The organism is Massilia sp. LXY-5 (genome assembly GCF_059801075.1).
Map to the genome: position 1 here is coordinate 117,199 of NZ_JBNNEH010000006.1, position 14,323 is coordinate 131,521.

The window sequence follows — 14,323 nt, forward strand, 5'->3', positions numbered from 1 at the left end:
GTCGGAGGACGGCTATTATCGCATTCTCCGCCGCGCCTGCGACAGGCCCGGCGAACGCCGCCCGGCGCGCCAGACTCTTATAATGCGGTTCCACCTTCAAAGCGCAGACACCACCATGACCGAGCCAATCCGCAAGCAGGCCGCGCCCTGCGGCACCTGGACTTCCCCGATCAGTGCCGCCATCGTCGCGGCCGGCGCCGTGCCGCTGTCACAGATCGCCCTCGACGGTGACGATGTGCTGTGGCTGGCCGGCCGCGCCAGCGAAGCGGGCCGCACCACGCTGCAGAGACTGCGCGCGGGAGCAACGAGCGAACTGACGCCGAACCCGTTCAATGTCCGCACCCGCGTGCACGAGTATGGCGGCGGCGCCTATACGGCCCAGGGCGGCACGGTCTGGTTCTCGCACTTCGCCGACAACCGGCTGTACCGGGTCGACGAAGGCGGCGAACCGGTGGCCCTGACGCGCGAGGAAGCGGTGCGCTATGCCGACTTCGTGCCGGACAGCGCGCGCCAGCGCCTGATCGCGGTGCGCGAAGACCACCTGGCCGGCGAAGCCTATCCCGTGAATACGATTTGCGCGGTCGGCTTCGATGGTGTGGAGACCATCCTTGTCGACGGCAACGACTTCTATGCCGCGCCGCGCCTGTCGCCAAGCGGGCGCCAGCTGGCCTGGCTGTGCTGGGACCACCCGCGCATGCCCTGGCAGGGTACGGAACTGTGGGTGGCCGACATTGCGCCGGATGGCAGCCTGGTCGACGGGCGCCTGATCGCCGGCGGCCTCGACGAGTCGATCTGCCAGCCCGAATGGTCGCCGGATGGCCTGCTGCACTTCGTCTCGGACCGCAGCGGCTGGTGGAATTTGTACCGTTTCGAGGACGGCGTCGTGCACCCGCTGTGCCCGCGCGAGGCCGAATTCGGCGGACCGCAGTGGAATTTCGGCGGCTCGATGTACGGTTTCAGCGCCGATGACGAAATCATCTGCACCTATATCGAGGACGGCATCAGCCGCCTGGGACGCTTGTCGACGACAGGCTGCAACTTGACCCCGATCGAGACCCCCTACCAGGAGATCCGCGAGCTGCGCGTCTCACCAGGCAGGGTCGCGCTGCTGGCCGGCTCGCCGACGATTGCGCTGGAGCTGGCCCTGATCGATCCCGCCAGCGGTGCGCGCACCGTCCTGATGCAATCGATCGCGGAATTGCCGCCGGTGGCGGAATTGTCCGTCCCGCAGAGCATCCGCTACCCGAGCGCGAACGGCCGCAGCGCGTATGCGTTCTACTATCCGCCGGCGAATGCGCACTTCGAGGCCCCGGCAGGCGAACTGCCGCCCCTGATCGTGATCGGCCACGGCGGCCCGACCAGCATGGCGACCAGTACCCTGAAACTCGCGACCCAGTTCTGGACCGGCCGCGGCTTCGCCGTGCTCGACGTGAACTACGGCGGCAGCTCCGGCTTCGGGCGCCGCTACCGCGATTTGTTGAAGGGCCAATGGGGCGTGATCGATGTCGAGGATTGCGTGGCCGGCGCCCGTTACCTGGCTGAGCAGGGCGTGGTCGACCCCGCGCGCCTGCTGATCCGCGGCGGCAGCGCCGGCGGCCTGACGACCCTGAACGCCCTCACCTTCCACGACGTGTTCAAAGCCGGCGCCAGTTACTATGGCGTGTCCGACCTGGCCGGCCTGGACGCGGATTCGCACAAGTTCGAATCGCACTACAACGAATACCTGATCGCGCCCAAAGCCGAAGCGCAGGCGGTCTACCGCGCCCGTTCGCCGATCCACCATACCGATGCGTTGAAACGGCCGATGATCTTCTTCCAGGGCCTGGACGACAAGGTGGTGCCGCCGCAGCAGTCGGAGACGATGGTCGACGCCCTGCGCGCACGCGGGGTGCCGGTCGCCTACCTGACGCTCGAGGGCGAGGGCCACGGTTTCAGGAAAGCCGAGAGCGTGGTGCGCACCCTGGAAGCCGAGCTGGCGTTTTACCTGCGCGTGTTCGGCATTCCTCTGCCGGCAGGACTGCCGCAGGTGGAGATCGAGAACCTGGCTCCATACCAGGCTGCATGATCGGTACGGAACTGTTCGACGCCTTCGCCACCTGCTCGGCGCGCGACAAGCTGATCCTGGGCCTGCTGGCGCTGGCCGGGGAGCCGCTCGGGCGCACGCGCCTGCGCGAGCACCTCGAGCTGCTGCAAGCTTTTCCCGGCGAAGACGAACTCACCGAAACCTTGTCCCTGCTGCGCGAGCGCGGCCTGGCCGGCGAGATCGCTTCGCGCGGCAGCGTCGTTGCACCCGGCGCCGCCTGGCCGGCGATCGCCTTCCTGCTGCGCGAAGGCCGCCTGACCGAACTGCGCGAAGTCTACGAGGCCGTCAATCCGCTAAGGAGAGATTGGCAAGGCAACCCCGTGCTGCGCAGCTACCGCCAGGGCCTGGCGCTGCTGCGCATGGCGCTCGTCGCCGGCGAAGGCCCGAAGACGATCGCGCCCCTGCTGACGGCCTGCATGCGCTGCCACGAGGCGGCCTACCTGCATCCGCTGGTCGAGATCTGCGCGCGGCCCTTCGTCCCCGACTTCGTCGAGCACATCAACCCGGCGCTGCGCGACGAGGTGCTGGCGATCCTGGTCGACCATGTCCAGCGCGAGCCCCTCACCGCGCCGGCGGTGCGAGAGTACGCCGAGGCGCACGTGGCGCAGGGCGGCGCCTCGATGGGGCTGCGCATCGCGCTGGCGGAGCACCTGATCCTGTGCGGCCGCCTCGACGATGCCGGCGCCCTGCTGCAGGACCTGGACGATTCCTCCGCCCTGTACTACCGCAGCGTGCTGCTGCTCCTGCGCGACCACATCGACGAGGCGCTGGCCGGCTTCGACGCGGCCTTGAAACAGCTGCGGCGCGAGACGGGCAGGAGAAAGCAGGTTTTCACAGGCATCGGCGGCCACCTGTACGTGGCGGCCCTGCTGCGCCGCGGCGATACGAAACATCAAAAGGCGGTCGAGAGCTATCTGGATCACGCCACCCGGGCCGTGCAGAGCCATGACACGGCCGTCTACCAGCAACTGAGCATGCTGCGCCAGATCCGCGGCGGCACGGTCGATGCCGAGGTGCTGCCGTCGCGGAACTGGGAAACGGCGCTGCAGCCGGTAATGTTCCGCGCCCTGCTGCACTGGTGGCTGGCGATGCCGCAGTTGTCGCAGCAGCGCCCGCGCCTCGAAGAAGCCCTGGCCCTGGCGGAGGCCGCCGGCTTCGATTTCCTGAGCGCCCAGCTGGCCGGCATCCTCGGCCAGCTCGGGGCCATCGGCCACGAACAGCGCGCGATCGCCCTGCGCCAGCGCCACAAGCTCACCGACATGACCCACTGGTTCGAACGCGAGCAACCGTGGGAGCGCCAGCTGAACGCGCTGATCAACCTGCAGCCGGCGGTGAACGTCGAAGTAGTGAAAGAGTCGCGCCTCGTCTGGCTGATCCGTTACGACGCCCACCTCGGCGTGCAGGAACTGGAACCGCGCGAACAGAAGAGAGATACCCAGGGCGCCTGGAGCCGCGGCCGTCCGATGGGACTGAAACGCCTGACGGACGATGCGGCCACGCTCGACTTCCTTACCGCGCAGGATCTGCTTGCCGTCTCCAGCATCGGCGCGGCGCGCCAGTACTACGGCAGCGGCCTGCGTTACGAATTCGACCTCGACAAGGCTTTATCCGCCCTGGTCGGCCACCCGCTGCTGTTCTGGTTCGACGCGCCCGGCACCCGGGTCGAGCTGTTGCCAGGGGAGCCGGAATTGCTGGTCAAGGCCGCCCGCGAGCACGTGACCATCTCCCTGCGTCCACCGGTACAGGAAAACAGCGGCGAGGTCGTCGTCACGCGCGAAACGCCGACGCGACTGCGCGTGGTGCGCATCCGCGACGAGCACCGCCGGATCGGCGCCATCGTCGGCGAAGCGCTGGTGGTGCCGCTCGAAGCGGAGATGCGGGTGCTGCAGGCGATCGGCGCGATCTCCTCGATCGTCACCGTGCAGTCCGACATTGGCGCAAGCAGCGCCGATATCGAACGCATCGATGCCGACGCGAGAATGCACCTGCACCTGCTGCCTTATCAACAAGGCCTGCGCCTGCGCATCCTGGTGCGGCCGCTGCCAGAGGGCGCCTATTACGCGCCGGGCAGCGGCGCCGAGCGCGTGATCGCCGACGTGGCCGGGGTGCGCACCGAAGCGAAGCGCGACCTGAATGCCGAGCGCGAGGCCGAGCGCCAGCTAGTGGCGTCCTGCCGTGCGCTGGAAGGGGCGGAAGAAGAGCATGACGAATGGCTGCTCGCGGCGCCGATTCACTGCCTGGAACTGGTGAGCGAACTGCAGGAACTCGACCCGGCGCAGGTCGTGATCGCCTGGCCGGAAGGCGAGCCTTTCCGCGTCAGCAAGAAGGCAAACGCGAAATCGGTGCGCATCAACATCAAACGCGACAAGGACTGGTTCGCCGCGAACGGAGAAATCGTGATCGACGAAGGCCGCGTGATGGATTTGCGCGAGCTGCTCGACAAGCTGAGAAACAGCGAGGGCCGGTTCATCGCGCTGGGCGACAACCAGTTTTTGGCCCTCACCAGCGAACTGCACCGGCGCCTGACGGACCTGGCCGCCTACACCGACGCCGGCAAGGATGCGTTACGGGTGCATCCGCTGGCCAGCTTCGCGCTGGAAGAACTGGCTTTGGAAGCGGGCGGGGTCGAAGCCGATAAAGCCTGGCGCGCGCACATCAAGAAAATGGCCGACAGCGCCGCCTACAAACCGCAGCTGCCCTCGACCCTGCAGGCCGAGCTGCGCGACTACCAGCTGGAGGGTTTTGAATGGCTGGCGCGCCTGGCGCACTGGGGCGTCGGCGCCTGCCTGGCCGACGACATGGGGCTCGGTAAAACTTTACAGGCACTGGCCCTGATCCTGCTGCGCGCGCCCAGCGGGCCGACTCTCGTCGTCGCCCCGACCTCGGTCTGCACCAACTGGATCGCGGAAGCCGAGCGCTTCGCGCCGACTTTACGGATCAAACTGTTCGGGCCGGGCGAACGCGCCGAGATGATCGATGGCGCCGCCGAGTTCGACGTGGTCGTCGCCAGTTACGGCCTGCTGCAACTGGAAGCGCCGCTGTTCGCGAAAAAGCGCTGGCACACGATCGTCATGGACGAAGCCCAGGCGTTCAAGAACGCCGCAACCCGGCGCTCGCAGGCGGTGATGGCCTTGCAGGGCGATTTCCGCATGGTCGCCACCGGCACCCCGCTGGAAAACCATTTAGGCGAACTCTGGAACCTGTTCCGCTTCATCAATCCGGGCCTGCTCGGCACCGCCGACCAGTTTCAATTGCGCTTCGCCGGCCCGATCGAAAAGGCGCAGGACAAACGTGCGGAAAGCGCCGCGCGCGCGCGCCTGCGGCGCCTGACGCAACCGTTTATTTTGCGCCGGACGAAAAGCCAGGTGCTGACGGAGCTGCCGCCGCGCACCGAGATCGTGCTGCCGGTGGAGCTCAGCGCCGAAGAAACGGCGCTCTACGAATCGCTGCGCCGCGAAGCGCTCGATAAACTGGCCTCGCTGGAAGCGCCGCAAAGCCAGAAGTCGATCGCGATCCTGGCCGAGATGATGCGATTACGCCGCGCCTGCTGCAATCCGGAGCTGGTCGCGCCCGGCCTCGGCATCGCCAGCAGCAAGCTGGCGACCTTCGCGCATTTATTGGACGGCCTGCTCGAGAACCGTCACAAGGTGCTCGTGTTCAGCCAGTTCGTGGATCACCTGTCCCTGATTCGCAAGCACCTCGATGCGCGCGGCATCGGCTATCAATACCTGGACGGCTCGACGCCCATGCAGGAGCGTAAAAACCGGGTCGATGCCTTCCAGGCCGGAGAGGGAGATTTATTCCTCATCAGCCTGAAGGCGGGCGGCGTCGGCATCAACCTGACCGCAGCCGACTACGTGATCCACATGGACCCGTGGTGGAACCCGGCGGTCGAGGACCAGGCTTCGGACCGCGCGCACCGCATGGGCCAGCAGCGGCCGGTGACCATCTACCGCCTGGTGGCGCGGCATACGATCGAAGAAGGCATCGTCGACCTGCACCGCCACAAGCGGGATCTGGCCGACAGCCTGCTGGAGGGCGGCGATCTGTCGGCGCGCATGTCGCCGGGCGACATGCTGGCGATGCTGCAGCAGGGACTGGGACGTTGATCGGCCGCGCATTCCATGTGATCATGCCGCTTTTGTAACGGAACACCTCCATGGAAGAACAGAACGCGCCCGCCCTGTCGAAGGCCGACGTCATCGGTATGAAATCCTGGCTGGCCTATGCCGGCGTGCTGGCGCTGGCGATCGTCCTGTTCGGCGTGCTGCTGCCGCTCGCCTTCCTCTGGCACGAGCTGGCGGCGCTAGCGGTGCTGATCCTGTCGGCGCTCGTGGTCGGCTACGAATTCCTGCTGGTGCGCAGCGTGCAGCTCTACATGGACGACCTCGGGGTCTGGGTGCACGCGGGCGTGCTGCCCTGGAAGAAGGGCGTCTCCGGCGTGAAGTGGCGCGACATGGATGAAGCGACTTTCATGAACGGCTTTACCAGCTGGGCCACGCGCTCGTACACGGTGCGCATCGGCCACCGCTTCACCAAGGACAGCGAGATCGTGCTGACGAATATCGCGCGCGGCAAGGAGGCGGTCGCCATCGTCAACGCGCGCCACCAGGCCCTGATCCGCGCAGGCGTGGTCGATTGATGGACGCGGCGGCGGCGCTGGCTTTCGTGCGCGAACATGGCGTCGTGCTGGCCTCGGCGCGCGGGCCGGTGCCGACGCTGACCCATGCGATCGCGGGCGAGGCCATTCGCGGCAGCTGGTGGGGTCACCCGCAGGGCAAGCAGATCTTCGCGGTGCTGGAGACGGTGAGCCATGACCCCGACATCCTCGTCTGCCGCCTGGTCGACAAGAAGGTCACGCTCGTGCACCGGCGCCTGTGGCCGGCGCTGGCGGCGGCCGCGCCGGCCTTCGATGCGGCGCTGCTCGCGCGGGTGCGCCAGGAGCACAGTGCGCGCGGCCACCATGAAAACACCGAGACGCCCTTCCCCGGCTGGCTGCCCGCCAGCGTCATGGAAGAGGCAAAGTCGATCGGCCTGGATGCGGCGCTGGCCGCGCTCGGGCCAACATTTGTTACAAAGCCGCGGACGCGCAATCCACGCGAATAATGCTAATCTGGCGCGCTGCCGCGTTTGCGCGCAGGGCGGAAGCAGCTGCGCGCAAACGCGACATCTCCATCTTTACGGGCCGAATACGATGATGAAAACGAAACTCGCGCTGGCAGCCATGATCGCCAGCCTCGCGCTGGCGCCGGCCAGCGCCAAGCCAGCCAAGACCTCGAAGCCGAAAGCGGCCAAGGTCGTCCAATCGAAGGCATCCGCCAAGCGCGCCGCCGCACCCGTCGCCAAGGCGAAGGGCAAACCAGCCAAGGGCAGCAACGGCAAAGCCGTTGCCGGCAAAGCCGTTGCCGGCAAGGCCGTTGCGGGCAAGGCCGCTGTTGCCGCTACCGTCGCTGCCGCCACCGCAGCCGTGGCTGCGGCGCCCGCGCGCGAGCAGGTGCAGGCCCCCGCCGCGAACGAGAAGCGCCTCGACCGCCGCGCCGACGCCCTCGCCATGCAGTACCTGACGGCGCTCTGGCGCGTCGATCCGGAAGGCGGGATTGCGGTCGGCAAGTTCGACGCCGCCGCCAACCTGACCATCCCCGACGATGCGACGCGCGCGAAAAAGCTCGCCTTCGCCGACGAGTGGCTGGACAAATTCCGCAAGATCGACACCCGTCAACTGTCGCCGCGCCAGCGCACCGACCTCGCCCTCCTGATCAACAAGCTCGAGACCGACCGCTGGCGTTTGACGACGCTGCGCGAATTCGAGTGGAACCCGGCGCTCTACAACATCGCCCAGCCGCTCGACCTGATCGCGAATACCGATTACGCGGCCAAGCCGCAGCGCCTGCGCACCATCCTGAAACGCCTGGCCAATGTGCCCGCCTATTACCAGGCGGCGCAAGCGAGCATCGTCAACCCGACGCGCGAACACACGCAGCTGGCAATCGCGCAGGCCCCGGGCACCCTGGTGGTACTGGCCGACCTCGGCCTTGCCGTGCAAGGCTCGATCCTGAATGCGCAGGAAAAGGCGATCTTCGCCCAGCGTATCGCGAATGCCGGTAGCGCAGTGCTCGGCTATGTCGACTTTTTGACGAACCTGGAAAAGACGCAGGCGGCAAGCGGCAAGGCGCGCCCGTTCAGGTTGGGCAAGGCCTTGTATGAGCAGAAGTTCGCGCTCGAGATCCAGTCGGCCAGTAGCGCCGAGCAAACCTACCGCAAGGCGCTCGCCGCGCGCGAGGAACTCCTGACGCGCATGAACGCGATCTCGGACGAACTCTGGCCGCGCTACATGGCCGACAAGACGAAGCCGAACGACCGCTTCCAGAAGATCGGCATGCTGATCGACAGGCTGTCCGCCCGCCACGTCGCCCGCGAAAACTTCTTCCCCGAGATCCGCAGGCAAATCCCGCAGCTGCAGGACTGGGTGATCAAGAACGATCTGCTCACGCTCGACCCGGACAAGCCGCTCGAAGTGCGCGAGACCCCGATGTACCAGCGCGGCGTGGCCGGCGCCAGCATCGACGCGCCGGGCCCGTACCGGCCGAAGGACAAGACCTATTACAACGTCACGCCGCTGGATGGCTTGTCTGCCGAGCAGGCCGAGAGCAGCCTGCGCGAGTACAACGAATGGATCCTGCAGATCCTGAACATCCACGAGGCGATCCCCGGCCACTATGCCCAGCTGGTGCATGCGAACCGGTCGCCGTCGCTGGTGAAGTCCCTGTTCGGAAATGGCGCGATGGTCGAGGGCTGGGCCGTGTACGGCGAGCGCATGATGCTCGAATCGGGCTACGGCGGCAACGCGCCCGAGATGTGGCTGATGTACTCGAAATGGAACCTGAGAAGCGTCACCAACACCATCCTCGACTACTCGGTGCACGTGAACGGCATGGGGCGCGAAGAAGCGCTGGATCTGCTCACGCGCCAGGCCTTCCAGACGCGCCAGGAAGCGGTCGAGAAATGGCGCCGCGTGCAGCTGTCCTCGGTGCAGCTGACCAGCTATTTCAGCGGCTATGCGGAGATCATGGAACTGCGCGAGCAGCGGCGCCAGCAGCTGGGCGAGCGCTTCAACCAGAAGCAGTTCCACGACCAGTTCCTCAGCTACGGCAACGCGCCCGTCAAGATGATCGCGGAACTGATGCGCGATTGATCGCACGGGCGATCGCACAACCGGAGCCGCGGCTCCGGTTTTTTTATGCCCGCACCAATGCTGTGCAAAACCGCACAAACGGCGTGCCTGCGCGCCGCTTGTGCGCCTTGTCCCGAGGTCTAGAATAAGTTGGCGACTTCCCGTCGCATACATAACAACGATACCGACAGCGGAGACCAGCCATGACCCTTCATTCCTCGCCTAGCTCCTAGCGTTCATTCGCAGCTGCCTGCTTTTCCGTCATCCATCCGGCCGGCGCATCACGCCGTCGCGTCCGCGCAGGTCCGGGTTTTTCGCAGTGCACCACGCAACGCAATGGAGGCTTCAATGGCAAGTTCGTTTCAACAGGCCGCCCGCCGGGCCGTCTTCCTCGCCGCATTGCTTCCCTGGGCAGCCGCCCAGGCGCAAGTACAGGCCGGTCCCGGCACCTGGAGCAGTAACCAGACCTGGGCCACCGACACCGTCAACGGCGGCGCCCTCACCGGCTACTACTACTGGCCCGCCACCAACCCCACCCTGGCCGGCAAGCGCGCCCTGGTGCTGGTGCTGCACGGCTGCGCGCAAACGGCCGCCGGCGACGTCATCGACAGCGGCACCGACAAGGGCTACAACTGGAAAGGCGTGGCCGACCAGTACGGCGCCGTGATCCTGGCGCCGAACGCCACCGGCAACCTCTATGGATCGCACTGCTGGGACTGGGCCAAAAGCACCCACAGCCGCACCACCGGCCACTCAGGGATCCTGCTCGACCTGATCAACCGTTTCGTCAGCAACCCGCAGTACGCGATCGATCCGAAGCAGGTGTACGTCGCCGGCCTGTCTTCGGGCGGCGCCCAGACCATGGTGATGGGTTGTCTCGCGCCCGACATCTTTGCCGGCGTCGGCATCAACGCCGGCCCGCCGCCGGGAGTGTCCACGACCCAGATCGGCGCCGTTCCCTCCGGCTACACGGCCACCACCGCCGCGAACAACTGCAAAAACCTGGCCGGCACCAGCGTCTCCGAATTCGCGACGCAGGTGGCGGGCGTCATCTGGGGCACCAGCGACTACACGGTGGCGCAGGGCTACGGTCCGCTCGACGCGGCGGCGATGCGCATCGTCTACGGCGGCACGTTGACGAAAGGCGCTGCCGTCAGCGTAGCGACCGGCGGCAGCAACATCCCCTATACGGACGCCAACGGCAAAGTGCGCACCTCGGAGATCACGGTGACCGGCATGGGCCACGCCTGGCCGGCCGGCACGGGTGGCCAGAACAGCAATTACGTCGATGCGACCAAGGTCAACTACCCATCCTTCGTGATGGACTTCTGGTTCAGGAACAACCTGCGCGCGGCGCGCGCGGCGGCGCCGACGATGAACTCCTGCAGCGCCAGCGTCTCCGGTTCCACCGTGACGGTGAACGGCGCGGGCACCAGCACCAGCGGCACCATTGGCAGCTACCGGGTGGTCCTGAATGGCCCGACGCCGGTCGACGACGCGGCCGCCGGCAGCGGCGCGAGTTTTACGAAAGCCTACACGGCACGCGCCGACGGCTACTACAGCGGCAGCGTGACCGCGACCGACAGCGCCACCGGGCTGACCTCAAGCGCTTGCACGATCTCCCAGTTCCTGGTCGGTACCGCGCCGGCCCTGCAGCCACCGGGCGGCCTGGCGGTCGGGGCCAGTACGGCCAGCAGCATCGCCCTGTCCTGGAACGCGGTCAACGGCGCCACCGGCTACAACCTGTATCGCAACGGCGTCAAAGTCAATGCGGCGGCGCTCACCGCCACCGGCTATACCGACACCGGCCTGGCGGCGTCGACCAGCTACAGCTACCAGGTCTCTTCTCTCGGCAACGGCGGCGTCGAAAGCGCGCGCTCAGGCAGCGTCACCGGCAGCACCAGCTCGGGCTTCGTCTGCACCGCGACCACCGCCAGCAATTACGCGCACGTGCAGGCCGGGCGTGCCCACGACAGCGGCGGCTATGCGCTGGCGAACGGCTCGAACCAGAACATGGGCCTGGACAACACGTTTTATACGGCCACGCTGGCGCAGACATCGAGCGGCTACTACATCATCGGAAACTGCCCGTAATCGATCAGGTGCAGGACTTTGCCGGGGCCGCTGCCCCGGTTTTTTTTCGCCTTTCTCCTCGATCCATCTCAATAAATTTTTCACCAAGGCAACAATTGGTGAGAATTTTCCATCGTTGCAGCGCTTAAAATAGCGGCAGCTTTTTTCCCCCACCGCCGGTGCTGTCGCCGGCCAGCCATGAGGAAGTCATGAAGACTGCTCTGTTTGCACGCACCTGCGCCGCTGTCCTTGCCGGCACGCTCGCCTTCGGTACCAGTCCCGCGCAAGCGGCCAAGATCGACCAGGAAGCGGAAATGAACACGGCGCTGGCCGCAGCCAGGGCCGCTTCGCAATCCGGTCCCTCCGAGATTGCCCTGGGCAGCCAGGCGAAGCTGAAACTCCCGCAGGGTTATTCCTTCATTCCGCAGCCGCAGGCAGGCCAGCTGCTCAAGGCAATGGGCAATGGCGAAGACCCCACCCGCCTCGGCATCATCATCCCGCCCGACAGCGACAGCTTCGTGGTCCCGCGCTATATCGACGCCGGCTATATCAAGGATGACGAAGCGGCCGAGTGGAAGGCGGACGAACTGCTCAGCGGTCTGAAGGAAGGCACCGAAGAAAACAACAAGGAGCGCCAGGCGCGCGGCCTGACCGAGATGGAGATCGTCGGCTGGAACCAGAAGCCCAGCTACGACAAGGGCGCGCACCGGCTGGTGTGGTCGATCGAAACCAAAGACAAGGGCACGGCCAATGGGGAACACGGCGCCAACTACAACACCTATGTATTGGGCCGCGAAGGCTATCTGTCGATGAACCTGGTGTCCGGCTTCGATGCGCTGGCGGCCAATAAACCCTTCGCCCAGACCCTGCTGGCCCAGACCAGCTTCAATCCGGGCAAGACCTATGCCGACTTCAATTCCTCGACCGACAAGGTGGCGGAATACGGCATCGCGGCCCTGGTGACGGGCGTCGCCGTCAAGAAGCTCGGCCTGTTCGCGGTGATGGCGGCCTTTTTCGCCAAGTTCGCCAAGCTGATCGCCATCGCCGCCTTCGGCCTGGTGGCCGGCGCCCGCAAATTCTTCAAGCGCAGCGAGACCTGAGAGCGCAAGGCGGCACGCGTGAAACTGCTCCTACTCCTCCTCAGCGCCGGCAAGCTCGGCAAGCTGCTCACCAGCGGCGGGACGATGCTGCTGTCCGTGCTGGCCTATGCCTTCGTCTACGGCTGGTGGTATGCGCTGGGTTTCGTGGCCCTGCTGTTCTGCCACGAGATGGGCCATTTTCTCGCGGCCCGCCAGCGCGGCCTGCCGGTCGGTCTCCCGACTTTCATACCCTTCGTCGGCGCCTGGATCGAGATGAAGGAGCTGCCGAAGGACGTCGAGACCGAAGCCTATGTCGGCATTGCCGGGCCGGTCGCCGGTACCGTCGCCGCGCTGGCGTGTTACGCGCTGGCGCGCGAGTTCGACAGCCGCTTGCTGCTGGCCCTGGCGTATGCCGGCTGCTTCCTGAACCTGTTCAATCTGATTCCGATCTCTCCTCTCGATGGCGGGCGCATCACGGCCATACTGTCTCCGCGCCTGTGGCTGCTGGGCGTGCCGGTGCTGGCGGCGGCCTTCTTCTGGCGCCCGAGCCCGATCCTGATCCTGATCGTCATCCTCGCGCTGCCGCAACTGAAGGCGGCCTGGAACTGGGATCCGGCCGCCGCCGGCAACCAGGCCTACTACGCGGTGAGCAGCGAGGACAAGTTCACCTATGGCGCCTTCTATGTCGGCCTGATCGTCTTTCTCTGCCTGATGGTGCACGGCCTGCACACGGAACTGGGGCCGGCGCGCTGACACCTCTCACCCAGGACCGCTTCCGATCGGCAATTGCCCATGAGGTGAGAGGTGTGAGCTGTGCCGGGCGCAAGCCCGGTTTTCATGAGATGGTCATCCTTCCACCCTACGAGTTACCAGACTTGTAGGGTGTTGTTCTTTCTGGATGGAGACCATCATGCAAGACCTTACGCTCATCGGCATTCATCTCGGCAAGCACAGCTTTCACATGCAAAAAGAGGGTGACCATCGATTTACGCCGTCGCGCGCCGGCTCACGCTATTTGCTGGGCATCGAGACGATTTCGCACAGCCTGGACGAAGGTCCCCGGTTCGTCAACGTAGACGAGGACATAACGCACATCCTGCTGCGCAATCTGGTATTTCTCGATTTTTACCGGTATTGATTTCTTCAGCACCAACGCGACATTCGGTACGTCGACCGGGGTACAGACCACGGTTTCCAACGGATCGAATCCGCTACGCCGCAGCCATGCCCTTTTGGCTTCCGAGAGTTCCTTCGCAATCTGGACAGGATAGGCAGTTTCGACGGCCTCCCACGGAATCTGGGCGTGGAAACGGGCACCGACTGATAAATGCAGGCGCTGCGGCGCCAGTACGTGGCGCGTGTGCTTCACCAGATGCCGGTCCCCCAGCATCAGGACCATCGTATAGGCCACCGTTGCGAGCAAGGCCCAATGGGCATACTGCGCCGCCACCGGATCGTTCAATATAATACCCATCAGCAGATAGGAAAGCGGCACTTCGGTCACGCAACACAGCATCGCGATGAGGAAGATCGTCGCGTATTGACTGCCTTGGTAGTATTCGAAGCTTTGACCGGCGATTCCGGTCGTCGCCGGCGGCCTGCGGCGCAACCAGGTCACGAAGCCACGCTGTGTCGCACGTTCGAGACGGAACAGGCCGATGAGCTCTGCCGGCACCAGATTACGCACCCCTTCCACAGTCGACGCGCCGTTTCGGCGTGCCTGGGCATAGCACCGGAGCGCTTCCGGAAAACCGATGAGAATTTTCAGAACGAGCACGCCCGCCGCCAGAGCCCATATCTGGCTCTTGGTGAGCAGTTCCGGGAAACACCAGCGCGTGACGGTTCCCGCAACATGCACCACTAGCGCCAGGGCAAATATCCGTTCCCAACCTAATTTTGTCTCGGCCATCCTCATCT

The 14,323-nt window shown here is 65.6% G+C and carries 9 protein-coding genes; 8 read left to right on the forward strand and 1 reads right to left on the reverse strand.

Annotated elements, in window-relative coordinates:
* The first annotated feature begins 115 nt into the window (after nt 1-115).
* The 8 genes from ACI48I_RS18955 (at nt 116) to ACI48I_RS18990 (ending at nt 13,159) form a co-directional block, all read left to right on the forward strand.
* Entirely contained in the window at nt 116-2,065 is a 1,950-nt protein-coding gene (locus ACI48I_RS18955) for a S9 family peptidase (protein ID WP_498575097.1), read from the forward strand.
* A complete protein-coding gene (locus ACI48I_RS18960; RefSeq protein WP_498575098.1) occupies nt 2,062-6,192 on the forward strand; it encodes a DEAD/DEAH box helicase in 4,131 nt (1,376 codons plus the stop codon). The genes ACI48I_RS18955 and ACI48I_RS18960 overlap by 4 nt, the downstream gene beginning before the upstream one ends.
* 50 nt (nt 6,193-6,242) lie before the next feature.
* Nucleotides 6,243-6,725 (forward strand): hypothetical protein, encoded by a 483-nt coding sequence (locus tag ACI48I_RS18965; protein ID WP_498575099.1) that lies wholly within the window; start codon nt 6,243-6,245, stop codon nt 6,723-6,725.
* Nucleotides 6,722-7,189 (forward strand): hypothetical protein, encoded by a 468-nt coding sequence (locus ACI48I_RS18970; protein ID WP_193687664.1) that lies wholly within the window; start codon nt 6,722-6,724, stop codon nt 7,187-7,189. The genes ACI48I_RS18965 and ACI48I_RS18970 overlap by 4 nt, the downstream gene beginning before the upstream one ends.
* 88 nt (nt 7,190-7,277) lie before the next feature.
* Nucleotides 7,278-9,275 (forward strand): DUF885 domain-containing protein, encoded by a 1,998-nt coding sequence (locus ACI48I_RS18975; RefSeq protein ID WP_193687665.1) that lies wholly within the window; start codon nt 7,278-7,280, stop codon nt 9,273-9,275.
* 315 nt (nt 9,276-9,590) lie between these two features.
* Nucleotides 9,591-11,348 carry an extracellular catalytic domain type 1 short-chain-length polyhydroxyalkanoate depolymerase gene (locus tag ACI48I_RS18980; protein WP_498575100.1) on the forward strand — a complete coding sequence of 586 codons (1,758 nt, stop codon included), beginning with the start codon at nt 9,591-9,593 and terminating at the stop codon, nt 11,346-11,348.
* Nucleotides 11,349-11,536: 188 nt separating this feature from the next.
* Nucleotides 11,537-12,427 carry a DUF2167 domain-containing protein gene (locus ACI48I_RS18985; RefSeq protein WP_498575101.1) on the forward strand — a complete coding sequence of 297 codons (891 nt, stop codon included), beginning with the start codon at nt 11,537-11,539 and terminating at the stop codon, nt 12,425-12,427.
* 18 nt (nt 12,428-12,445) lie between these two features.
* Nucleotides 12,446-13,159 (forward strand): site-2 protease family protein, encoded by a 714-nt coding sequence (locus ACI48I_RS18990; RefSeq protein WP_193687668.1) that lies wholly within the window; start codon nt 12,446-12,448, stop codon nt 13,157-13,159.
* Between the two features lie 253 nt (nt 13,160-13,412).
* On the opposite strand, the gene ACI48I_RS18995 is transcribed toward ACI48I_RS18990, so the two are convergent.
* Nucleotides 13,413-14,315 (reverse strand): hypothetical protein, encoded by a 903-nt coding sequence (locus ACI48I_RS18995; protein ID WP_498575102.1) that lies wholly within the window; start codon nt 14,313-14,315, stop codon nt 13,413-13,415.
* Nucleotides 14,316-14,323 lie beyond the last annotated feature (8 nt).